This is a genomic window from Saccharopolyspora sp. NPDC002578, from assembly GCF_053592695.1.
On record NZ_JBSFWJ010000007.1, the window covers coordinates 12,926 to 35,090 of the forward strand.

General features: G+C 70.9%; 22 protein-coding genes and 1 pseudogene. 9 read left to right on the plus strand and 14 right to left on the minus strand.

Features of this window, described 5'->3' with window-relative positions; translation table 11 throughout:
* Window positions 1-6: 6 nt before the first annotated feature.
* From ACWD38_RS05645 to ACWD38_RS05665, 5 genes are all read right to left on the minus strand, one after another.
* Window positions 7-528 (minus strand): hypothetical protein, encoded by a 522-nt coding sequence (locus tag ACWD38_RS05645; protein ID WP_184477014.1) that lies wholly within the window; start codon window positions 526-528, stop codon window positions 7-9.
* A gap of 23 nt (window positions 529-551) precedes the next feature.
* Window positions 552-1,385, minus strand: a complete 834-nt coding sequence (locus ACWD38_RS05650; protein ID WP_184477012.1) for a PD-(D/E)XK nuclease family protein — start codon at window positions 1,383-1,385, stop codon at window positions 552-554.
* A 110-nt stretch (window positions 1,386-1,495) separates the two neighbouring features.
* Window positions 1,496-2,374: a PHP domain-containing protein gene (locus tag ACWD38_RS05655; protein WP_450123444.1), complete on the minus strand. Its 879-nt coding sequence runs from the start codon at window positions 2,372-2,374 to the stop codon at window positions 1,496-1,498.
* 222 nt (window positions 2,375-2,596) lie between these two features.
* Window positions 2,597-3,166 carry a PH domain-containing protein gene (locus ACWD38_RS05660; RefSeq protein WP_184477009.1) on the minus strand — a complete coding sequence of 190 codons (570 nt, stop codon included), beginning with the start codon at window positions 3,164-3,166 and terminating at the stop codon, window positions 2,597-2,599.
* An 18-nt stretch (window positions 3,167-3,184) separates the two neighbouring features.
* Window positions 3,185-3,346: a hypothetical protein gene (locus ACWD38_RS05665; RefSeq protein ID WP_184477007.1), complete on the minus strand. Its 162-nt coding sequence runs from the start codon at window positions 3,344-3,346 to the stop codon at window positions 3,185-3,187.
* 165 nt (window positions 3,347-3,511) lie between these two features.
* Here ACWD38_RS05665 and ACWD38_RS05670 point away from each other — a divergent pair.
* From ACWD38_RS05670 to ACWD38_RS05685, 4 genes and pseudogenes are all read left to right on the plus strand, one after another.
* Window positions 3,512-3,820 (plus strand): annotated as a pseudogene (locus tag ACWD38_RS05670) (NUDIX hydrolase); the annotation flags it as partial.
* A gap of 504 nt (window positions 3,821-4,324) precedes the next feature.
* Complete coding sequence (corA, locus tag ACWD38_RS05675) at window positions 4,325-5,404, plus strand: magnesium/cobalt transporter CorA (RefSeq protein ID WP_450123445.1); 1,080 nt, start codon at window positions 4,325-4,327, stop codon at window positions 5,402-5,404.
* Between the two features lie 143 nt (window positions 5,405-5,547).
* Window positions 5,548-5,739 (plus strand): hypothetical protein, encoded by a 192-nt coding sequence (locus ACWD38_RS05680; RefSeq protein ID WP_184477003.1) that lies wholly within the window; start codon window positions 5,548-5,550, stop codon window positions 5,737-5,739.
* Window positions 5,740-6,076: 337 nt separating this feature from the next.
* A complete protein-coding gene (locus ACWD38_RS05685) occupies window positions 6,077-6,577 on the plus strand; it encodes a CAP domain-containing protein (protein WP_450123446.1) in 501 nt (166 codons plus the stop codon).
* 61 nt (window positions 6,578-6,638) lie between these two features.
* On the opposite strand, the gene ACWD38_RS05690 is transcribed toward ACWD38_RS05685, so the two are convergent.
* The 3 genes from ACWD38_RS05690 to ACWD38_RS05700 are packed head-to-tail and all read right to left on the minus strand — an operon-like array spanning window position 6,639 to window position 9,639.
* Entirely contained in the window at window positions 6,639-7,478 is an 840-nt protein-coding gene (locus ACWD38_RS05690) for a carbohydrate ABC transporter permease (protein WP_184476999.1), read from the minus strand.
* Complete coding sequence (locus ACWD38_RS05695) at window positions 7,478-8,368, minus strand: carbohydrate ABC transporter permease (protein WP_184476997.1); 891 nt, start codon at window positions 8,366-8,368, stop codon at window positions 7,478-7,480. Before ACWD38_RS05695 ends, ACWD38_RS05690 begins: the two co-directional genes overlap by 1 nt.
* Window positions 8,368-9,639 carry an ABC transporter substrate-binding protein gene (locus ACWD38_RS05700; protein ID WP_425503516.1) on the minus strand — a complete coding sequence of 424 codons (1,272 nt, stop codon included), beginning with the start codon at window positions 9,637-9,639 and terminating at the stop codon, window positions 8,368-8,370. The genes ACWD38_RS05695 and ACWD38_RS05700 overlap by 1 nt, the downstream gene beginning before the upstream one ends.
* Before the next feature lie 116 nt (window positions 9,640-9,755).
* Between ACWD38_RS05700 and ACWD38_RS05705 the strand changes: the two genes are divergently transcribed.
* The gene (locus ACWD38_RS05705) at window positions 9,756-10,178 is read left to right on the plus strand and encodes a type II toxin-antitoxin system Phd/YefM family antitoxin (RefSeq protein ID WP_450123447.1); all 423 of its coding nucleotides are present in this window, start codon (window positions 9,756-9,758) and stop codon (window positions 10,176-10,178) included.
* On the plus strand, window positions 10,175-10,429 hold the full coding sequence (locus tag ACWD38_RS05710; RefSeq protein WP_450123448.1) for a Txe/YoeB family addiction module toxin: 255 nt from the start codon (window positions 10,175-10,177) through the stop codon (window positions 10,427-10,429). The genes ACWD38_RS05705 and ACWD38_RS05710 overlap by 4 nt, the downstream gene beginning before the upstream one ends.
* A 12-nt stretch (window positions 10,430-10,441) precedes the next feature.
* Here ACWD38_RS05710 and ACWD38_RS05715 read toward each other — a convergent pair whose 3' ends face one another.
* The 4 genes from ACWD38_RS05715 to ACWD38_RS05730 form a co-directional block, all read right to left on the minus strand.
* Entirely contained in the window at window positions 10,442-10,969 is a 528-nt protein-coding gene (locus ACWD38_RS05715) for a general stress protein (RefSeq protein WP_450123449.1), read from the minus strand.
* Window positions 10,970-11,048: 79 nt separating this feature from the next.
* On the minus strand, window positions 11,049-12,065 hold the full coding sequence (locus tag ACWD38_RS05720; protein WP_184476989.1) for a CPBP family glutamic-type intramembrane protease: 1,017 nt from the start codon (window positions 12,063-12,065) through the stop codon (window positions 11,049-11,051).
* Window positions 12,066-12,082: 17 nt separating this feature from the next.
* Complete coding sequence (locus ACWD38_RS05725; RefSeq protein ID WP_450123450.1) at window positions 12,083-15,793, minus strand: patatin-like protein; 3,711 nt, start codon at window positions 15,791-15,793, stop codon at window positions 12,083-12,085.
* Between the two features lie 191 nt (window positions 15,794-15,984).
* Window positions 15,985-16,947 carry an aldolase/citrate lyase family protein gene (locus tag ACWD38_RS05730; protein ID WP_184476987.1) on the minus strand — a complete coding sequence of 321 codons (963 nt, stop codon included), beginning with the start codon at window positions 16,945-16,947 and terminating at the stop codon, window positions 15,985-15,987.
* A gap of 417 nt (window positions 16,948-17,364) precedes the next feature.
* Between ACWD38_RS05730 and ACWD38_RS05735 the strand changes: the two genes are divergently transcribed.
* Window positions 17,365-18,672 (plus strand): magnesium transporter MgtE N-terminal domain-containing protein, encoded by a 1,308-nt coding sequence (locus ACWD38_RS05735; RefSeq protein WP_266092339.1) that lies wholly within the window; start codon window positions 17,365-17,367, stop codon window positions 18,670-18,672.
* Window positions 18,665-19,198, plus strand: coding sequence for a DUF1003 domain-containing protein (locus tag ACWD38_RS05740; RefSeq protein WP_184476985.1), 534 nt, complete (start codon window positions 18,665-18,667; stop codon window positions 19,196-19,198). Before ACWD38_RS05735 ends, ACWD38_RS05740 begins: the two co-directional genes overlap by 8 nt.
* 81 nt (window positions 19,199-19,279) lie before the next feature.
* Here the strand turns inward: ACWD38_RS05740 and ACWD38_RS05745 are convergent, their stop codons facing one another.
* Window positions 19,280-19,771 (minus strand): MarR family winged helix-turn-helix transcriptional regulator, encoded by a 492-nt coding sequence (locus ACWD38_RS05745; protein WP_184476983.1) that lies wholly within the window; start codon window positions 19,769-19,771, stop codon window positions 19,280-19,282.
* A 274-nt stretch (window positions 19,772-20,045) separates the two neighbouring features.
* Here ACWD38_RS05745 and ACWD38_RS05750 point away from each other — a divergent pair, with 274 nt between their 5' ends.
* Window positions 20,046-21,185 carry a P-loop NTPase gene (locus ACWD38_RS05750; RefSeq protein WP_184476981.1) on the plus strand — a complete coding sequence of 380 codons (1,140 nt, stop codon included), beginning with the start codon at window positions 20,046-20,048 and terminating at the stop codon, window positions 21,183-21,185.
* 76 nt (window positions 21,186-21,261) lie between these two features.
* Here the strand turns inward: ACWD38_RS05750 and ACWD38_RS05755 are convergent, their stop codons facing one another.
* Entirely contained in the window at window positions 21,262-21,879 is a 618-nt protein-coding gene (locus ACWD38_RS05755; RefSeq protein ID WP_343071186.1) for an O-methyltransferase, read from the minus strand.
* Between the last annotated feature and the right edge of the window lie 286 nt (window positions 21,880-22,165).

Genomic DNA, 22,165 nt, shown 5'->3' on the forward strand with positions numbered 1-22,165 from the left:
GAGCCGTCAGAGCCACCACCAGAACCACAGGGTGCCGAAGACGGCGATCAGCACGCCCAGCAGCGCGGCCCCGCCGCGTCGATCCCGGTTGCGGTCCGCGAACGCCTGCAGCACCAGGGCCAGCACGACGCCGACGGCGTGCGTGACGATCATGCTCGTGCCCGGCCCGGCCTCGCCTTGGCGGGTGGACCAGATCTGCACGCCGAGCAGGCCGACCGTCACCACCAGCAGGCCGAGCGCCAGCGAACCGGTCAGCCCGCGCAACCACGTCCCGGCCCGGGTACCGCTCGCCGCCCCGGCGCGGCGGATCGTCGGCCGTTCGTCCACGTCCTGCTCGTGGTACCACTCCACCGGCTGCTGCCGAGGTGGGCGCGACGAGCGGAACGGCACCGTGCCCGGCTGATCGGCGGGAGCGCCGGGTCCCGCCCCGTAACCGGGGCCTCGTTGCGGCCCGCGCAGCGCCTGCGCCTGCCGGTGGCGGGCATCGGAGTTTCCGCGTGCGGCGTCCTGCGGCCCTCGTCGGGGCATGTCCATGTCGTTCCTCTGGTCCTTCATCCGGCCAACCCGGCCCACGGCGCGGCGGGCGGCGCCGCCTGCTGCCCCTCCGGGCAGTGCGCCCGGAACTCGCACCACGCGCATTGTGCGCCGGGCTTCGGGGGGAAGGCCGCACGTCCGCCGTCCCCCTCCTCGAACGTGTCGGAGGCGGCCTGGAGTTCCGCGGCGGACCGCTCCGCCGCCCGCACGTGCTCGTCGAGGGAGGCCTGGTCGTGATCCCACGCCCCGACCCGCCCGCTGGGCAGGTGGTGCAGTTCGACCCGTCCGGTCTCCCCGCGCAGCGTCTTGCGGGTGGCGACCGCGTACAGCGCGAGCGCTCGCGAATCCCGCGCGTCCTCGTCGGTCGCGGCGCGCCTGCCGGTCTTGTAGTCGACGACGACCAGCGCACCGTCGCGCCGGTCGATGCGGTCCACCCGGCCCTCCGCGATGATCGTGCCCACCGGGGCCGACACCCACCGCTCCACCGCGACGGGGTCCGCGCCGGGGCCGAGCCGCTCGACGTACTCGGCGACCCACCGCTGCGCGCGTCCCCGGTACTCGTCGGCCTGCTCGAAGTCGGCGAACCCGTCGCTCTTCCAGCACTGCCGGACCAGCAGCACCGCCTTCTCGGGGGTCCGCTGGGCCGTCGGGAGTTCGAAGAACGCCTTCAGCGCGTTGTGCACGACCGCGCCGAGCGTGGCGTTGGCGCGGGCACCGGACCGCGACGGCGTCGGCCGGTCCAGGTACGTCATGCGAAACTTGCGCGGGCAACTGTCCCAGTTGGCGAGTTTCGCCGGAGTGACCCGGACGAGCTTGCCGGGGATGCCTTCGAGGCCGAGCTGTCCCTGCACTCGCCCCACCCTACGCAGCCGGACCGTCGCGTCGAGTTTCGCCCCGCACGGCGCCGAAAACTCGCACGATCACCGCGAATCCGCACCGCGCGAGCCGGATGCCCGGCCGATCAGCCCGCGGTGAAGACCTCGCTGCCGCTGCTCTTGTCGATCAGCCGCTGCAGCGATTCCGGGGCGGTCGTCTCCTGGCCGATCCGGATCGTCTTGTTGGTGCCGTGGTAGTCGCTGCTGCCCGTCGGGACCAGGTTCAGCTCGGCGGCGAGGCCCCGCAGCTCCCGCCTGGTCGGCTCGTCGTGATCCGGGTGGTCCACCTCGATGCCGGTGAGTCCCTGCCCGGCCAGCTCCGCCACGACCGCCGCGTTGATCACAGGCCCGCGGGCTCGCGCGAAGGGGTGCGCCAGCGCCGTCACGCCACCAGCGTCGGCGATCATCTCGATCGCCCGCCGCACCGGGGTGTCGGTGCGCGGCAGGTAGTACCGGCCACTGCTGCCCAGGTAGCGGGCGAAGGCCTCGTCCACGCTCGCGACCAGACCGGCCCGCACCAGCTGCCGGGCCAGGTGCGGCCGCCCGCCCGGCGAGTCCGGCGGCAACCCCGCCATCAAGCCCTCCGGATCCACCGGGAACCCCTCGGCCGCCATCCGCTCGGCCATCTCCCGCAACCGGCCGCGCCGCTCCGCGCGCAGCCGCGACTGCTCGGCGACGAGCGCGGGCGAGGTCGGGTCGAACAGGTACGCCAGCAGGTGCACGGTGATGGTGCGGCCGTTGCCGTCCGGGCAGCTGCAGGACAGCTCGGCACCCGGGACGACCCGCAGCCGGCGCGGACCGGTGCAGGCGGCGACGGCCGCGGCCGCCTCGGCCCAACCCGCCGTGGTGTCGTGATCGGTGATCGCGACGGCGTCCAGTCCCGCGTCGAGCGCGGCGGCGACGAGTTCCGCGGGCGTATCGGTGCCGTCGGACTCGGTGGAGTGGGCGTGCAGGTCGATGCGCAAGCGTGGCCTTTCCGTTGAACCCGGCGGTCGGCGGCGGACGATCCCCCCGCCGTTCCCGCGAGTTCGGTCGAGAACCCCGCACCGGGTGTTCGACCGGCGCCCCGGGCGACCGTCCTTCCGCTGCGCACAGTCTCGCCGATGCCCGCGAGGGCTCCCGCACCAGCCCATGAACACGGACGGGGCCGCAGGCAGCGCCTGCGACCCCGGCTCGCGAGCCACCGATCAGCTCGGAAGCTTGGCCTTCTTCTTGCCCACCGCGGCACGACGGGCCTTGAGCATGGAGAACCGCTCCTGCTGCGCCTTCTTCTCCCCGAAGACCAGGTAGGAGATCGCGTCTTCCACCTCGTCGGGGCTGGGCACGTACTCGATCCGGTTGAGCGCCTGGATCTGACCGGCCGACTCGACCACCAGGGTGCCGTAGCCGAACATGCGCCCGGCCAGGGTCCGCTGGAAGGTCAAGTCGGTGACCTTCCCGATCGGCATCATCGCCACGTTGGTGGTGAAGATGCCTTCGGCGATCAGGAATCGCTTGTCGGTGACGACGATGCGCTCCACGTACCAGTCCAGCACCTGATAGGTGAACCGGAGCAGCACGACCAGGCCCGCGTACCAGAGCACGTTCTGCGGCAGGGTCGTGTCCTGCGGCAGTAGTTGGGACACCATCACCACACCGACGAGCAGCCCGATCGCCTCGAACAGTTCCCAGACCAGGCTCGCCCAGTGTCTGCGGAGCCGGATGACCCGGCGTTCGGTGTCGAGCAGGTACTCGTCGGGATCCCTAGGCGCGAACACGTCAACCGCCCTTCGGCACTACACGAAGATGTTCTGCATGAAGAGGATGACCGCCTGCGCGGCTCCTTCCAGGCTGGCGAGGATGTTGTTCACCAGGTTACCGGCCTGCTGTGGGGCGGAGAAGAGGAAGAAGAGGAGGAACGCGACCCCGGCCCAGGTCAGGATCTTCTTAAGGTTCACTGCGATACACCCCGTCCGAAATGCCATTGAACACGCTGGCGCCTGCCGATCTGTTGTACCGCACTCGGCGGCGTTAGGGCAGCATTGTCCCGCACTTGGGTCAGTCGCTAGCCGAACCGTCCGGATCAACTACCCTCCGTATCCGTGATCATACCCAACGGCCCAGTGATCCGGTGCGTCGGTGGGGTCGTCCACGATGCCGATGGCAGGTTGTTGCTGGTACTACGCCGCCACGACCCCGGCAGGGGGCAGTGGTCCGTACCCGGTGGGCGGGTGGAGCCCGGAGAAACCGATCGTTCGGCGGTACACCGCGAACTCCTGGAGGAAACCGGACTCTCCGTGATCGTCTGGAGGTGGTTCGGACGCGTGCTGCGCCCGGCTCCGACTGGTACCTACGAGATTCACGACTACGCATGCCGGACCAACGAAGTAGCCCTTTTCCCTGGTGACGACGCCTCCGACGCGATGTGGGCGGATACTGCGACCTTGGCCACACTCGACGCCGAGCACCGGCTGACCGACGGCCTGGCGGAGACCCTCCGGGAGTGGGGCCAACTCCCGAAGACCTCCCCGCCGCACTGAAACGGACCGTTGCGACAAGAAGAATGATCAGGGCGATCCGGACGGATAACGGAGTTTCCCTGTGCGCCGAAACCTAAGAATCACCCGTTTCGCCGTGTCCCATCACACCCGGCACCGCCGCCGACCGGGCCGGGCACGGCGAGTATCGTGAACCGTTGGCCGGTCCGGACCACCTCGCCGATGCGCGAGGCGGACAGAAGGAGGTGAGGGATTGTGAGCGGCAGTGCCGATAGCGCGCTTCCGAGTAGTACCAACCGCATCCCCGCCTGGAAGGCCTGCGGCTAGACCGAAGTCCAGGCGCCGGAACCCTTCGGGGTTCCCGCTGCGCCGGCGGGGATGCGCGGTCCAGGTGTGCGAGATCGCCCCAGATCCGATTCCCCGCCTTTGGAGGTCGCCGTGCCCAGCCTTCCCTCGCTCGGCCTGCGCAACCGCGCGGCCCGCAACAACGGCCGAGTCACCCCGGTTCCCGCCGCTCCCCCGGCTTACGTCATCGACTGCGGCGTCTACGTCGACGGCGTGCGCTTGTCCGGCACGTGGTCACACGCCGAAGCGATCGACGAGGTACGCAGGCGCGGCACCGGCTTCGTCTGGATCGGCCTGCACGAACCGGACGAATCCCAGCTCAACGTGCTGGCCGAGACCTTCGGGCTGCACGAGCTCGCGGTCGAGGACGCCGTGCACGCGCACCAGCGGCCGAAGCTGGAGCGCTACGACAGCACGCTGTTCATGGTCCTCAAGACGGTGCGCTACATCGACAACGAGAAGCTGACGGCCACCAGCGAGATCGTCGAGAGCGGCGAGCTGATGGCCTTCGTCGGCCGCGACTTCGTGATCACGGTGCGGCACGGCAAGCACGCCAGCCTCGGGCAGGTGCGCGCGCAGCTGGAGACCGATCCGGAGCAGTTGCAGCTGGGGCCCGCTGCGGTGCTGCACGGCATCGCCGACCACGTCGTGGACACCTACCTGGAGGTCACCGAGGCCATCCAGGACGACATCGACGACATGGAAGCGGCGGTCTTCGCTCCGCGCACCAAGATCGAGGCCGAGCAGATCTACCTGATGAAGCGCGAGGTCATGGAGCTGCGGCGCGCCGTGATGCCGCTGGCCCGGCCGCTGCAGCGGCTCGCCGAGGGCTATACGCCGATGGTGCCGGAGGAGGTCCGCTCCTACTTCCGCAACGTCGAGGACCACCTGACGACGGTCTCGGAGCGGGTGGCGTCCTTCGACGAGCTGCTGACCACGCTGGTCGACGCGACCCTGGCCAAGATCACGCTCCAGCAGAACACCGACATGCGCAAGATCTCGGCGTGGGTCGCGATCGTATCGACGCCGACGATGATCGCCGGGATCTACGGGATGAACTTCGACGTGATGCCCGAATTGCAGTGGAAATTCGGATATCCGGCGACGCTGCTGGTGATGATGCTGGCCTGCTTGACGCTGTTCAAGATATTCCGCAGGAACAAGTGGCTCTGATGGTGCGCTGTAACGTTTTCGATCATTCGAGCGATGTAGTGCGCAGAGGTTCGACGGCCGCGGTTTCCCACCGCGAGCGTTCCCGCCGAACAACCGCCACCGTGCTGACTCCGGTGCGCGTCGGGAGAAGTGAGGAGGTGGCCATGCCGATCGTCGTGCGGTTCAACGGACCGCGTCGCAGCGCGATGGGGCGCCGGGTGTTCACCCGCAGGCTGCCCGTGACCGGTTCGGGGAACGTGGCTCCGGGGCGAAGTCCCGTGCCGCGCCGGGGGCGAAAACCCGGCGCGATGTGGGACGCGATGTCCGCCTCGCCGCGCATGGGCTCCATGCGCTGACCCTCGTTGCGGCGTCGCCGCCCCCACATCGTGAGACGACAGCTCGTTCTCGATCATTTCTCACGCTGCCGGGAGGCACCGCCATGACTCGTCTCGCCACCAACAAGCTCGCCGTGCTCACCACCCTGATCATGGGCTGGATCCTGACGCTGTTCATCATCATCGCGCAGCAGATGTGATCCGATTCGTCCACTGTGGACGACGATTTTCCGAATCCCGTTCGGGTGATCCGCCGCGCAGCGCGGATCACCCGTTGCGTGGATTCCCGGACCGGCACGCCGAAAAGCAGGTTAGAACTGTCCGCACCTGGGACCGCTGTCTTCGAGGAGTGGTGCGGATGTTCGTTCTTCCCCGGTCGATGCCCGGCTCGCCCGCCTTCCGCTGGCGCGGCTCCGTCCGACCGATCCTGCTGTGCGCGCTGCTGAGCGCCTCCGCGATGGTCGTCCCGTCCGCGCACGCGGACCGGATGGACGTCGTCACCGCGGAGGTCGTGGACCGCACGAACGCGGTCCGCGCCGAAGCCGGGTGCGGGCCGCTGGCCCCGTTCCCCGACCTGGAACGCTCGGCGCAGGCGCACGCCGTCGACATGGCCGTGCACGACTTCTTCGCCCACTCCGACGCCGCCGGGCGGGTGCTCGCGCGGCTCAGCGGCGCGACGGCGGAGAACATCGCCGCGGGCAACGCCTCGCCCGCCGCGACGTTCCACCAGTGGATGACCAGCCCCGGTCACCGGGCGAACATCCAGAACTGCGCCTACACCCGGATCGGCGTGGGGCACGCCTTCGACCCGAACAGCAGCTACGGCCACTACTGGGTCCAAGAGTTCGCAGGTCCCTGATCGACAGTGCCGGAGTGAACGGACCGTTCGCCCCTTCTCGTGGGACGAACGGTCCGCCGGCTCACTCCTTGACGGCTCCCGAGGTGAGGCCGGAGACGATCCTGCGCTGGAAGAACAGCACGAACAGGATGATCGGGATCGTGATCACCACGGCCGCGGCGGCGATCGTCCCGGTCGGGTCCTCGAACTGCGAGTCGCCGGTGAAGAACTGCAACGCCACCGGCACCGTGCGGGACGCCTCGGTGGAGGTGAGCGAGATGGCGAACAGGAAGTCGTTCCAGCAGAAGATGAACACCAGGATCGCCGTGGTGAACACGCCCGGCGCGGCCAGCGGCGCGATCACCTTCCGGAACGCCTGCCCCGGAGTGGCCCCGTCCATGGTGGCCGCCTCCTCCAGCTGCCACGGGATCTCCCGGAAGAACGCCGAGAGCGTGTAGATCGCCAGCGGCAGCGAGAACGTGATGTACGGCAGGATCAGGCCGGGCCACGTGTCGAACAGCCCGAGCGCCCGTTCGATCTCGAACAGCGGCGACACCAGCGACACCTGCGGGAACATCGCGATGAGCAGCGACACCCCGACCAGCAGGCGCTTGCCGGGGAACGTCAGCCGCGCGATCGCGTACGCGGCCATGGTGCCCAGGACCACGGCGATCGCGGTGGCGATCAGCGCGATGCCGATGGAGTTCAGCAGCGCGCGCAGGAACTCCCCCGTCCGGAAGATCGCCGCGTAGTTCTCCAGCGTCCACTCGGCCGGGATGAACCTGCCGTCGCTGAGACCGGCGGAGGTCTTGAACGACAGCGACACGATCCACAGCACCGGCACCAGCGCGTAGAGCACCACGACCGCGTTGAGCACGGTCCACTTGGCCGTGTCGGCGGGTTTCCTCGCACGGCGGGTCATCAGCGCCTCCCGTCGTCGTCGGCGCCGGGCGCGGCGGTGCCGAACAGCTTCACGAACAGGAACGCGATCAGCGCCACCGCGAGGAAGATCAGCACGGACATCGTGGAGCCGATGCCGAGGTTGAGTCCTTTGATCAGGTTGTTGTAGGCCAGCACCGACACCGAGGAGGTGTCCTGCGCCCCGTCGGTGAGCACCACGATGTTGTCGAAGACGCGGAACGCGTCGAGCGTGCGGAACAGCAGCGCGACGAGGATCGCCGGCTTCATCACCGGCAGCATGACCTGGGTGAACCGCTGCCACCGCGAGGCGCCGTCGATCTGCGCCGCCTCCAGCATGTCCTCCGGCACCAGGGCGAGCCCGGTCATCAGCAGCAGCGCCATGAACGGCGTCGTCTTCCACACCTCGGCGACGACGATGATCGCCAGCGCGGAGGCCCGTTCGGTCAGCGGCGCGCCGTCGGTGAACAGGTTCGCCAGGTACCCGGTGTCCGGTGTCCACGCGTAGCGCCAGCTGAACGCGGCGACGACGGTGACGATCCCGTACGGGATGAGGCTGACCGTGCGCACCAGTCCCCGGCCGATCAGCGCCCGGTGCATGATCAGCGCCAGCGCCATGCCCAGCACGAATTCGATCACCAGCTGGGCGACCGTGATGAGCACGGTGACGCCGAACGCCGTCCACCAGTACTGGTTGCCGAGCACCGTGACGTAGTTGTCCAGGCCGACGAACTCGCGCTGGTCGGGGTACTTCAGGTCGTAGCGCTGGAACGAGAGCCACACCGCGTACAGGATCGGCCAGCCGGTGACGGCGACCATCACCAGCGCGGCCGGCGCGCACAACGCCCAGCCCAGCCTGCGCTCCGCGCGCCCGGCCGCGTCCGTCGTGGACATCAGGGCATCACTCCCTGCGAGTCGAGGGCGTTCTGCACCTCGGTGCGCATCCGCTCGGCGGTGCGCGGCGGGTCGATCGCCGAGGCCGGGGACAGCAGCTTCGACAGCACCGTCGAGACGTTCTGGTACGCCGGGGTGATCGGGCGGATCGCCGGATCCCGCAACTCCTCCAGGATGGTGTCGCGCATCGGGTACTCCGCGGCCATCTCCGGTCCGGAGTAGACCGATTCGATGGTGGGCGGCAGTCCGTCCTCGACCGCGGAGAACCGCTGGCTCTCGGCGCTGCGCAGGCACAGCGCGGCGTCGAAGGAGGCCGCCGGGCGCGGCGAGTACCTGCTGACCGCGAGGTTGAACCCGCCGATGGTCACCTTGCTTGGCCGGTCCGGATCAGAACTCGGGTAGCGGGCCCAGTGGACGTTGCGGGCGACGTCCGGCGCGTCCTCCTGCATGGACGGGTAGACGAACGGCCAGTTGAGCTGGAACGCCGCCTCGCCCTGCTGGAATTCGAGCCGGATGTCGTCCTCCTGCGCGTTGGACATGGACGGGCTGGTCAGCCCGGAGTCGGCGAGCGCCTTGAGCTGCTCCAACGCCCGGACCGCGCCCTCGTCGACGACGGCGCGGGTGCCGTCGTCGGAGATGAGCCTGCCCCCGGCGGAGGCCAGCAGCGTGTTGTACTGCACCACGTAGCCCTCGAACTGGGCGCCGGGGATCAGGATCGTCGACGGACGGCCCTCGGCTTTCAGCCGCCGCGCCTGCTCGATCATGTCGTCCCAGGTCCGCGGGGGTGTCCGCACCACGTCCGAGCGGTACCAGAGCAGCTGGACGTTGGTGTTCTTCGGCGCCCCGAACAGCTTCCCGCCGTAGCGCGCGGATTCCAGCGGTCCGGCGAGCGTGCCCGCTTCGGCCTGCTCCCGGTCCTCGCCGGTCCACTCCCGGACCCAGCCCGCCCGCGCGAACTCGGCGGTCCACGTGGTGTCCAGGCCGAGGACGTCCATCCCGTCGTCCTGCGCGGCGAGCCTGCGCACCATCTGCTCGCGCTGCCCGTCCGCGTCGCGCGGCAGCTTGTGGTAGACGATCTTGAAACGGCCCTGGGCCTGGTCGTTGCACTTGTCGACGACCGTCTGCAGGTTCTCCTCGGGCGCGTAGTAGAGGTTCACCGTGTTCGCGCTCTGCGGCGGCGCGCACGCCGTCACGCCCGCCGCGGCGGCCACCGCCAGCCCCAACGCCACGGCCCGCCGGACCGCGCCCCGATCGCGTTCTCGCACCCTCACCGTCGTCGGCCTCCCAGACGTCTCGCGCCGGTGCGGCTGCGGCCGAATGCCCGCGCCCCATCGCACGCAACGGACCGCACCGACGGCCCGATGCGGGTGAGAGCAACCTAGGCGCGTTGATCGACTCCGGCAATACCCCTATCGGCGCAGCGAACCCGCATTCCAGCGGTGGCGAGGACGGCCGGTGGCGCGGAGCGGGCCAGGATGCGGGAACGCCGCTCGACACCGACGCTTCCGCCCAGCTCCACACCAGGAGTACAACTTTCCGTACGCATAGGAGGTGGCTTGTGAAGACGATGTCGTACTCGGAGTCGCGCGCGAAGTACGCCGAGACCCTCAACTCCGTTGTCGACGATCGCGAGGAAGTGGTGATCATCCGATCCGGACACGAACCAGTGGTCATGGTCGCGCTCGATGACTACGAGTCGCTGAAGGAAACGGCTTACCTGCTCAAGAGCCCGGAGAACGCGCGTCGTGTGCTCGCCTCCATCGATCGCCTCGAGCACGGCGGGGGCACGACTCGGGAACTCATCGAGTGAAGTCGGTCTGGGATGAGAACGCCTGGGACGACTACGTCTGGTGGCGGACTCAAGACCGCAAAGTCCTCAAGCGGATCAACACGCTGCTGAAGGACGTGGAGCGGAACGGCAATGAGGGAATCGGTAAGCCGGAGCCGCTCAAGCACGGCTTCCACGGGTTCGGCCGGATCACCGACGAACACCGCCTCGTGTACCGGCTGCAAGAAGACCAGATCCAGGTCGCCGCGTGCCGCTACCACTACGGCGGTTGACCCCGGCCCGGCTCACTGGGAGGTCTGCGGCCGCATCGCCAGGTGGGCCAGCAGGTTGCGGCCGTGCTCGGCGTGGCGGGGCTGGGCGAGCACGTCGTAGCGGCCCGCGACGAGCTGGCTCGCCGAGGAGAAGTCCCGGCGCCCCCGCATCGCGAGGTACCCGGCGACGGCGAAGCCGATGCCGATCACGACGCCACCTCCCAGGGCGGCCAGCATCGAGCTCAGCGCGCCCGTGCCGGGCGGTGTCGCGATGCTCATGACCAGGCCGATGAGCAGGCCGATCCACGCTCCGGAGGCGGCGCCGCCCGCGATCACCTTGCCCCAGGTGAGCTTGCCGGTGATCCGCTCCACGAGCATCAGGTCGACGCCGACGATGGTGACCTCCCGGACCGGGAAGTCGGAGCCGGCGAGGTGGTCGACAGCGCGCTGCGCTTCCTCGTACGTGCCGTACGAGCCGATCGGCCATCCCGTCGGCGGGATGGGCATGCTGCTCGGTGAACCCGGCGCCGGCCGAGCCGAGCCGGAAAACGGGGAAGACACCGCTGACACCTCCGTGGAGCGCACTACCTAGCAGGATCGGCAAGGGCCCGATTCGTCCCCTATCGTCCCTGCCTCCAGGCTACCTCGTCACCCCGGCCCGGAGATCGTCTTGGGTCTCCGCGCGCAACGACCACGGGTTCAGCGGCACCCGCCCGCCGGTGACGGTCCACTCCCCCCGCTGCGCCGCCCTGCGGTCCACCCACCAGCCGTACGCCAGCACCGCCGCGATGAACGGCAGCACGTCGCCCACCGCGAAGTCACCGGCCTGCTCGATGCCCGGCACCCCGGACAGGCCGCTGACCAGCACGCTGAGGCTGTTGTTCGCCACGTGCAGCGCGATCGCCGCCTCCAGGCCGCCGGTGCGCAGCGTCAGCCAGCACATCGCGACGGCCATCACCAGCAGCTCGCACCACACCAGCGGATCGGTGTAGCCGTGGCCGAGCAGGAACAGCACCGAGGTGATCACGATCGCGGGCCACGGCGTGCGGAACCACGCGGTCAGGGTCTGGAGCAGGAAACCGCGGAAGGCGAACTCCTCCGCCGCGCTCTGGAACGGCACGATCAGGACGGCCAGCGCCACGATCCGCGCGTAGTCGGCCCAGCCCGGGAAACCCGGTCCGCTGGAGCGTCCGGCGGCCCAGGTCAGCACCGCGGAGATCGCGAACGCCACGGCGAACACGGCCACCGCGGCCAGCAGGCATTCGCCGAGCCACCGCCAGCGCATCCGCCCGGTCACGCCGATGAGCTGCCGCGGGCTCCGCCGCTGCGCCCACAGCACGGCCAGCATCACCGCCGGGATCAGCGCGGCCAGCGCCCCGAACGACACGTACAGCAGCACGAACGGATCGCGCACCACCGCTTCGACGTAATCCGGGTTCAGCCACAGCGACGCCAGCCGGAACTCGCCGAACCCCGCCGGGTACAGCACGAACAGGCCCAGCAGCACCATGGCGACCAGCAGCAGCACGAACGCGAGCACCGCGCCGAACAGCAGCGCCAGCAGCGGCGTCCACCACCGGTGCCGGGAATCGCGGGCGAGGAGGTGGTACGGGGTGCCCTCCGGCGTCGGATCCGCCGTTGCCGGGAAGTCGCTCACCCCTCGGATCGTAGTGCTCACCCGCCCGTGGCCGGAGCCGCGCGCGCGGCATCCGATCGGGCGGAATCCGGGCTCGGGCCGGGGCGGCCGCCGGGTTCGGAACGCTGCGGGCGCGGCCGGGGACGCAGCAGGTCCACCGTCGAGAGCAGCACCACGTGCGCGTAGGCGGCGACGATCGACGCGGGCAGCAACCAGGCGACGGCGCCGACCGCGGGCTCCGCCAGCCACAGCGCCCCGGCGAACACCACCGCCGACACGGCCGCGGCGACCGCCCGGCCCCACGGGCGCAGGCCCAGCGACCCCAGCCAGGTCAGCGCAACCGCCGCCACCACCAGGCCTTGCGGGCCGAGGGTGAACCCGGTGCTCGCCGTCCACAGCAGGGCCGCCGTCAACGCCGCGGCGATGAACACCGCGGGCAGCCACCGGGCGAGCCCCTTGCCGCGGCTCAGCAACCGGAACCCGAGCCACAGCGCCGACACCGCGGCGACCAGCAGCGCCAGCAGCACGCCCACATTGATCACGAACGGGTCGTAGGTGAACGGCCGCAGCACCGACACCGCCGAGGAGTCGGGCGGCACCACCGCGATCCGCGCGCCGATCGCCGTCGCGGGCTCGTTGAGCAGGCAGGACATCGTGGCGTCCGGTGGTGGCCGCCCCGCCGGGCAGGTCAGCGAGTACTCCTGCGCGTACGGCGCCCCGACGGGCGCGACCCCGCTGAGCACGACCGCGCCGGCACCGAGGAAGAGCACCAGCGCCACCCGCCGCGGTGCCGCCACGGCCAGCACCACCAGCAGCAGCACCGGCTTGACCACGGTCATCGCCACTCGGCCGAGCAGCCGCAGCACCCCGGCCGTGCCCGGTCGGACCGCCCGGTAGGCCAGCAGGGCCGACCTGGTCGCGACCGAAGCGAGCCGGGGCTCGCCGAGGTCCTCGACGCGCTGGCGCCCCACCGCGTAGCGCCGCACGTCCCGGGTGAGCCGCTGCGGCTCCGGGATGTCCGGCAGCCGGGGCTCGCCCGGATCGGCGCCGGTCGCGACGGTGGCCACGAAGGGCAGCTCCTGCGCCGCGATCGTCCAGTGCAGCCGCTCCACGACCAGCGCCTTCGTCTCGGTCAGCGGGTGCTCGTCGACGGGGTCGGCGAACATCGCCGCCAGCTCCGCCCGCACCTGGTCGGCCCGCCGCTCCCACAGCTCCGTCAGGAAGCTCTGCCAGCGCTCCGAGCCGGCCACGTCGCCGAGCTCCGCGCGGGTCGGGGTGGTGACGATGGCGCGCAGCCGCTGCGCGATGCCCTCCGGGCCGAGCCCGGCGCTGTGGCGCAGCAGCCGGGCGGGCACCAGCAGCAATCCGACCAGCGCCGACGCCGCGTCCAACCGGCCCCACATCCAGTCGTTAGCGCGCCACCGCGCGGACAAGAACGCCCCGAAGTTGCCCAGGTCGCCGCCGCGCACCTTGTCCTCGACGCGCAGTTCGCGGGCCACCCGCAGCGCGTCGAACGGCAGCGGTGACGGCGCGTCCCCCACGACCCGGAGGAAGTTGATCCGGTCGCCCGGCGAGCGACCCACGTCCAGCGGCGCGGTGAGCACGACCAGCGCGCGCAGCACGGCCGGGCGGCGGTCGGTGCGCTCCAGCAGGCCGTAGCCGATCTGCGCGGGGGATTCGACGTGGGTGCGCGGCGGCGCGGCGGCGGCGATCCGGTCCGCGATCCGGTGCAGCACGACGCGGGCCTCGGCCACCGCGTCCACCCCGTTCTCGTCCCACGGCACCGCGTCGGCGCCCGAGGTGTCGGCCATGGACGCGAGTTCGGCGGCGAACTCCTCCAGCGCGCGCTGGAAGCGGCCGTCCTGCTCGACCTCGTTGAGCACCGCGCCCAGCAGCGGTCGCACCGGCGACGGCAACCGGTGCTGCATCCGCTCGCGGCGCTCGGCGACCCGCAGCACCCAGTCCGCGAGCTCGCCCAGCTCGACGATCGGTTCCAGGACGGCGCCGTTGATCCAGTAGCGGTCCGCGTGCCCCTCCAGGACCTCGGCGAACGTGCGCAGCCGGTACAGCGCCGCCTTGCAGCGGCCGATCAACGGCAGCTGCTCCGGGCTGGCCCAGCGGCCGATGTCCCGCGCCCAGTCCAAGCATTCCTGCACCCCGGACGACAGTCCGCGCACGTCGTCGAAGACCCGATCAGGTTCCGCCGCGGCTAGCTCGGCCAGCCCCGCCGCCAGCCGCCTGCCCAGCACGGTGCGGACCTGCGGCGACCAGCCCTCCAGCGGGTCCCCGACCACCGGCGGCAGCAGCCTGCCGTCCTCAGTGCCCGCCGGCTCCACCAGCAACCGCAGCACCGCTTGGGCGTCGAGCTCCGCGCGCACCACCGCGTACTCGGCCTCGACCTGCCCGGCCTGGGAGAACAGCACCGCTTCCCGCTCCGCCGGGGCTGCGGGCAGCAGCGGCGCGAACACCGATCTGCGGCGCAGTTCAGTGCGCTGCACGGCGGCGTTGTGCTCGTCGAGCGCGTGGATGTCGGCCAGCAGCGACTCCTGCGACATGCGCGCGCTCATCGCGGTGGACACCACCGGCAACGCCAGCTGGCGGCTCAGCGGCCTGCCTTCGCCGACGGTCTCCGGTTCCGGGTTCAGGTACAGCAGCCAGCGCGCGCTGGGGCGTTCGGTGGGCACCGCGGCCATCGCCTCCACCGCCGCGGTGACGGGGATGTTGTCCAGCACCCCGCCGTCGATCACCCGGAACGGCCGGGGATCCGCGGTGTTCTCGGAGAACACCCCGAACATGTCCGGTTCGCCGGGTGGCGGCGCGCCGGTGCTGGAGTGCACCTGCGCCGGTTCGAAGGCGAACGGGAACGACGAGGTGGCGCGTGCGGCCTGCGCCAGGCGCAGCGCGGTCGCCGGGAATTCCTTGCCGGTGCCGAAGTCCGACAGCGGCTGCCCGGAGCGGCCCCGGTGCCGGAAGCGGAACGAGGCGGTGCGGCGCTGCTCGGTCAGCGGCCCCGACCTGCCGTCGAAGTGCCGCTCCAGCACCGGGTCCAGCAGGGTCGCGGTCAGCAGCAGGTCCAGCCGGTCGCCCAGGTTGCGGGCGTCCTCGGGGGCCGGGGTCAGCTCGCTGATCAGCCTCGCGAGCTCGGCGCGGAAGTAGGCGTCGCCCTCCAGCAGGGAATCCGGCCTGCGCTGCCAGAACTTCGGCACCGCGCGGCACATCGCCTCCAGGTCCGCCAGGCGCACCCACAGCTCGCGCATGTCCTCGAACGGCATGCCGTAGACGATCGAGGCGGACAGCAGGGTCGCGTTCAGCCCGCCCGCCGAGGCACCGGCCAGCACGTCCACGGACACCGAGTCGTAGCCCGCGAGCCCGGCCAGCGCCGCCCACGGGTGCTCGTCGTCCGGTTCCGGGTTCGGCTTCGCCGTCCCGGGCGGGGGCGTGCCGGACGTCGCGCAGCGCAGCAGGTCGATCTCGGCGACGGCGCCGCCGATCCATACCGCGAGGCTGGCCCCGCCGCGCATCGCCAGCGCCAAGCGGAGTTCCTGGTCGTTCTCGGCGTCGCCCGCGCCGGAAGCGGGTTCGCCGCCGGAGTCCGCGCCCGCTCCGCCGCCTTCGGCCCGATGCCGACCGGCCGCCTCCCCCGTGGTGCCACCGCCGGCCCGCCCGTCGCCGGTCGCCCCGCTCTCGGCGGGGTCGCCGCGGGTCAGGTCCTCGTCGGCCATGCCGCCGCCCCCTCGGTCGACTCGCACGCCGGGAAAGACCTCGGCACGGCTCGTTCCGCGGAGGAACCCGACGATCGCTCTTGATCAGAACGTACCGCGCCGCACCGGCTCCGGGATCGTCCACACGGGCGTCAGGACGCGCGTGCCCAGGCAGGCCGCCGCGACGGGTGTTCCGGGGCCGGGCGCGTCGCCCCGCCGCTCCGCTCGAACCCGGCGGCTCAACCGGCGGCGGGCGGCGTCCACTCGTCGGTGCGGGACATGCCCGCCGCCCGCCCCTTGCCCGCGATGACCAGCGCCATCTTCCGGGACGCCTCGTCGATCATCTCGTCGCCGAGCATCGCCGCACCGCGCTTGCCGCCCGCCTCCGAGGTGTGCCAGTCGTAGGCGGCCAGCACGTTCTCCGCGTGGTCGTAGTCCTCCTGGCGCGGCGAGAACAGCTCGTTGACCGCGTCCACCTGCGCCGGGTGCAGCACCCACTTCCCGTCGAAGCCCAGCGCCGCCGACCGGCCGCCGACCCGGCGCAGCCCGTCCACGTCCTTGATCGCCAGGTAGGGGCCGTCGATGGCCTGCACGTCGTGCGCCCGCGCCGCCATCAGCATCCGCATCAGCACGTAGTGGTAGGCGTCGCCCACGTCGTAGCCGGGCGGTTGCTCGCCGACGACCATCGACCGCATGTTGATCGAGGCCATGAAGTCGGCCGGGCCGAAGATCAGCGCCTCGATCCGGGGCGAGGCGGCGACGATCGCGTCCACTTCGACCAGGCCGCGCGCGTCCTCGATCTGCGCTTCGATGCCGATCCGGCCGACTTCCAGGCCGGTGGCGCGTTCGATCTGGGTCAGCGTCAGGTCCAGCCAGCGCACGTGGTCGGGGCTGGAGACCTTCGGCAGCACGATCGTGTCCAGGTTCGCCCCGGCGCCTTCGACGACCTCCACCACGTCCCGGTAGGTCCACTCCGAGGTGAGGTCGTTGACCCGTACGGAACGGATCTTGCCGTCCCAGCCGCCCTCGTTGAGCGCCGCAGCCACCCGGCCGCGCGCCTCGGCCTTCGCCAGCGGCGCGACCGCGTCCTCCAGGTCCAGGAAGAACGAGTCCACCGCCAGCCCGCGCGCCTTGTCGATCATCTTCGCGCTGGAGCCGGGCACGGCCAGACAGCTACGGCGGGCACGTCGACGATCGACCACGAGTTCCTCCTCATAGAACGGGCACAGAGGTATCTACCACGCCGACAACCCCCACAGCCGTGACCCCGCTCCCCCAAGAGCCGCAGCAAACCCACGAAGAACGAACAAACCACGCTCACCCAGCGGCCGAAGGCCGTGCCTTTGCGGCGAAGCCGTGCAGTTGGGCTGCGAAGCAAGCCTGCCTTGCGGCGAAGCCGTGCCTGTATGTGCGAAGCACATGGCCCACGTCAAGAAGCCGACCACCCGCGGGTTCTCAGTGGCTTCCTCGCTGCGGGATCTTTTTCCCGAGTGGCTCCGCGAGGGAAAAGCTGTCCTCGCGAGGAAGCCACTGAGGTTCCGCCACCCGACCCCCACGCCAAAACGACCCCGACAACGCCGCAACTGCCCCACCACCTACAGCCGACTAGCCTGATCGGCGTGGCAGCGACCAGGGTGTACGCGGCACGAGTAGCCGGACTCGCCGTGTTCGGGCCGGACGGCGAGTCCATCGGCAAGGTCCGCGACGTCGTCGCCGGGCTGAGCACCGCGCACCAGCCGCCGCGGGTGCTGGGCATCGTGATGGAGATGGCGGCGCGGCGGCGGATCTTCGTGCCGATGCTCCGGGTGGTGCGCTTCGAACCCAACGCGGTCACCCTCGCCACCGGTTCGGTCAACACCCGGCAGTTCCACCAGCGCCCCAACGAGGTCCTGGTGCTCGGTCAGCTCCTCGACGCGAAGGTCACCGTCGCCGCTTCCGGCGCGTCCGCGGTGCTGGTGGACGCCGCTCTGGAGCAGACCCGCACCCGCGATTGGCGGATCAGCAGGCTCGCGGTGCGCGAGCGCACCGGGCGGCTCGCCCGTCGCGGGCCGGTGCAGGTGCTGGAGTGGGATCAGATCACCGGGCTCGCCGCCGCCGAGCTCACCGACCGGCCGCAGGGCGTGGAGCAGCTGCTGGCGCTGCTGGACACGATGCGCGCCGTCGACGTGGCCAGCACGCTGCACGAACTGCCCGCCAAGCGCCGCTACGAGGTGGCGGAGGCGCTCGACGACGAACGGCTCGCCGACGTCGTCGAGGAGCTCCCGGAGGACGACCAGAAGGACCTGATCGGCCACCTCGGCGAGGACCGGGCCGCCGACGTGCTGGAGGCGATGAGCCCGGACGACGCCGCGGACCTGCTCGCGGAACTCCCCGAGGTGGACAAGAACCGGCTGCTGGAGCTCATGGAGCCCGCCGAGTCCGCCCCGGTGAAGCGGCTCCTGGAGTACTCCTCGGACACGGCGGGCGGGTTGATGACGCCGGAGCCCGTCGTCGTCGGCCCGGACGCCACCATCGCCGAGGCGCTCGCGATGGTCCGCAATCCGGAGCTGCCGGTGGCGCTGTCCAGCATGGTCTTCGTGTGCCGCCCGCCGTCGGCCACGCCCACCGGCCGCTACTTGGGTTGCGTGCACATCCAGCGGCTGTTGCGGGAACCGCCGTCGACGCTGGTCGCGGGGGCGCTGGACACGAGCCTGGCGAGCTTGCCACCGACGGCCGCGCTGGCCGAGGTGACCCGCTACTTCGCCGCGTACAACCTGGTGTGCGGGCCGGTGCTCGACGACGAGGAGCACTTGATCGGCGCGGTCACCGTGGACGACGTGCTCGACCACCTGCTCCCGGAGAACTGGCGGGAGAGCGGCTTGCCGGACCGGGACGACCGGCCCGGCGCGCATTCCCCGGACGCACCGAAAGCGAGCGACGATGCCTGAACTGCTCTCCCGGCGGCGGCTGGACCAGCCCCGGATGCCGCGCCGGTTCGCCGTGGAGTTCGACCCGGAGCTGTTCGGCCAGGTCTCCGAACGCGTCGCCCGCTTCCTCGGCACCGGGAAGTTCCTGTTCTGGATGACGGTGTTCGTGATCAGCTGGATCGGGATGAACCTGTTCGCGGTGGGGCTGCGGTGGGATCCGTACCCGTTCATCCTGCTGAACCTCGCGTTCTCCACCCAAGCGTCGTACGCGGCGCCGCTGATCCTGCTCGCGCAGAACAGGCAGGACGACCGCGACCGGGTCTCGCTGGAGGAGGACCGGGCGCGCGCCGAGCAGACGAAGGCCGACACCGAGTACTTGGCGCGGGAGCTGGCCGCGTTGCGGCTGGCCATCGGTGAGGTCGCGACCCGCGATTACCTGCGGGTCGAGCTGGACCGGCTGCGCGACGAGCTGCCCGGCACGGAGAGCGCGGGCGCGCGCCGGCGGCGCCAGGGCTCGGGCGACGGCAACGAGGAGGGCCACCGCTGAGGGTTCCTGGACGGGGCCGCTCCACCCGGCGCGCAGGCACGGGCCGACGTTAATCGGATTATCCGCGCGCGGCTGCGGCGCTCAGGCTTGGGCGCGTTGGCCCGGCGGTGCCGGAACCCCGCCCGCGGCGAGCTTTTCGCAGGTGCGGGCGAACTCTTCGAGCTCCCGCGGCTCGGTCACCGAAAGGAAGTACTGGGTCACTCCACCGAGGTGCGTGCTGGATGCGGTGCGCAACCGCCCCTCGCCGGCCTCGGTGATCACTGCGAGTACTCCCCTGCCGTCCGAATCGACCCGGACGCGACTGACCAGACCGATCCGCTCCAACCGGTCGACCAGCCGGGTCACCCCGGATCTGGACAGCAGCACGGTGTCCGCGAGCTCGGTCATGCGCAGTCTGCGCTCGGGCGCCTCGAACAGCGCGTGCAGCACGTCGTAGGCGGCCAGCGTCAGCCGCTGCTCGGCGATCAGATCCCCTTCCAGGCAGCGCGTGACGCGGGCGTGCGCACGCAGGAAGGTTCGATAGGCCAGCAGCTCGCCACGAGTGGGTAATCGATCAAGACCCGTCTCGGTCACGATGAGTGATACTACGGAGGGCAGTCACACGATTGCGAAGCGCCCCCGGATTTCACGATGCGAGCACGTCGGACCCGGTGCTTGGAATAATCCAGCGCACAGCCCCGCGCAACCGGCTTCCGCGCACCCGAGCGGCACCCGGCGCGGAGACCCCCGTCGTCACCCGCTGCGCACCTCGCCTGCGATTCCGGGGCTACCGGCCCGTAACATCGAGGGTCGGTCCGTAGCATCGAGGGCAAGCACAGCCGCAGGAAGGGTCGGTGTCACCGCAACCGTGACCAGCACGCACTCCGCTCCCACGGAAGAGGCCGTTCGCCAGGCCCTCACCAAGGTCGAGGACCCGGAGATCCACAAGCCGATCACCGAGCTCGGCATGGTCAAAGCCGTGACGATCGGCGAGGAAGGCCAGGTCACCGTCGAGGTGTACCTGACGGTGCAGGGCTGCCCGATGAAGGAGACGATCACCCAGCGGGTCGACGCCGCGGTCGGTGCCGTCGACGGCGTCCGGGCCGTGACCGTCGAGCTCGACGTGATGAGCGACGAGCAGCGCTCCGAACTCCGCAAGAAGCTGCGCGGCAACTCCGAGGAGCCGCGCATCCCGTTCGCCGAACCCGGCTCGATGACGCGGGTGTACTGCGTGGCCTCCGGCAAGGGCGGCGTCGGCAAGTCCAGCGTCACGGTGAACCTGGCCGCCTCGATGGCCAAGCGCGGCCTGTCGGTCGGCGTCGTCGACGCCGACATCTACGGCCACTCGGTGCCCCGGATGCTCGGTTCCAGCGGCAAGCCCACCCAGGTCGAGAAGATGATCCTGCCGCCGCAGGCGCACGGCGTGAAGGTCATCTCCATCGGCATGTTCACCCCCGGCAACACGCCGGTCGTGTGGCGCGGGCCGATGCTGCACCGCGCGCTGCAGCAATTCCTGTCAGACGTGTTCTGGGGCGACCTGGACGTGCTGCTGCTGGACCTGCCGCCCGGCACCGGCGACGTCGCGCTGTCCACCGCCCAGCTCATCCCCAACGCGGAGATCCTGGTCGTGACCACGCCGCAGCAGGCCGCGGCGGAGGTCGCCGAGCGCGCGGGCGCCATCGCGATGCAGACCCGGCAGCGGCTGGCGGGCGTCGTGGAGAACATGTCCTGGATGGAGCTGCCCGACGGTCAGCGCATGGAGGTCTTCGGCAGCGGCGGCGGCCGGATCGTGGCCGACTCGCTGACCCGAGCGGTGGGCTCGGAGGTCCCGCTGCTGGGCCAGGTGCCGCTGGACACCCGGCTGCGCGAAGCGGGCGACAGCGGCACGCCGCTGGTCATCGAGGCGCCGGACTCCCCGGCGGCCCAGGTGCTCAACGACGTGGCGAAGCGCCTGTCCACCCGCGCCCGCGGGTTGGCCGGTCAGCTGCTGTCCGTCTCCCCCGCCTGAGCCGGCACCACGAGGCGGTCCCGGCGCGGACCGGGACCGCTGCTCGTGGAGGCGTCAGGTGAGCGCGCCGCGACCGTCAGGAGCGCGCGATGGCCAGCAGGCCGTCGCCGACGGGCAGCGCCACCGGCACCAGCGACTCGTCGGCCCGCACGGCCCTGATCAGCTCCCGCACCGCCTGCGCGCGGGGCTCCTGGTGCTGGGTCGCATCGACCGGACCGGCGAACACGATCGCTCCGCCCGGCCGCAGCAGCGGCGCGCCGAGCTCCAGGAACATCGGGTACCGGCTGGGCATGGCGTCGACGAACACCAGGTCGTAGGCGTCCTCGGTGAGCTTCGGCAGCACCCGCTCGGCCAGCCCGGCGATGAACCGGGTGCGACCGCGCGCCACGCCCTGCGCGGCCAACGCCTCGCGGGCGATGTGCTGGGCCGACGCGTCGACGTCGATGGAGGTCAGCACGCCCTCGGGCACCATGCCGCTGAGCAGCCAGCTCGCCGAGGCGCCCGTGCCGGAGCCCACCTCGACGACGGATTTGGCGCGCAGCACGGTCGCCAGGAACCGCAGCGCGGCGCCGACGGACGCATCGATGGTGTCGTGCGCTGGGTCGGTCACGGGCCCGATGGATCCGCGGGCGTCGCCGAGCATGCTGCCCGGCCGGTCCAGCGGACCGGTGCCGATCGACGTCTCGGGTATCACGAGTCGCAAGATTATCTTCGCGGGCCGGTTCGGTTGTCCTGTTTCGGCACATCGTTAGACGCCTGTTTCCGTGAACCCGCCGGTCTTGCGCCGATCAGGTGAAAGTCAGGTTCTCAGGCTGCTCTCAGCGCTCTTTCATCCGTCCCTCACGAGCGCGCGCGAGAGTGGAGGGCGAATCGAGGGCGGACCACGCCCTCAGCGATAGCGGCGACACCGCGGAACGCGCTGCGCACCACCCGCTCCGGACCTTCACCGGGAACAAAGCGGCGGGCGAGTTCGTTCCCCT

Excerpts from the sequence above, each read along its gene's own strand:
- ACWD38_RS05680 (WP_184477003.1), top strand. The coding sequence starts at position 5,548 with ATGCCGATCGTCGTGCGGTTCAACGGACCGCGTCGCAGCGCGATGGGG.
- ACWD38_RS05645 (WP_184477014.1), bottom strand. The coding sequence starts at position 528 with ATGCCCCGACGAGGGCCGCAGGACGCCGCACGCGGAAACTCCGATGCC.
- ACWD38_RS05695 (WP_184476997.1), bottom strand. The coding sequence starts at position 8,368 with ATGTCCACGACGGACGCGGCCGGGCGCGCGGAGCGCAGGCTGGGCTGG.
- ACWD38_RS05690 (WP_184476999.1), bottom strand. The coding sequence starts at position 7,478 with ATGACCCGCCGTGCGAGGAAACCCGCCGACACGGCCAAGTGGACCGTG.
- ACWD38_RS05740 (WP_184476985.1), top strand. The coding sequence starts at position 18,665 with ATGCCTGAACTGCTCTCCCGGCGGCGGCTGGACCAGCCCCGGATGCCG.
- ACWD38_RS05685 (WP_450123446.1), top strand. The coding sequence starts at position 6,077 with ATGTTCGTTCTTCCCCGGTCGATGCCCGGCTCGCCCGCCTTCCGCTGG.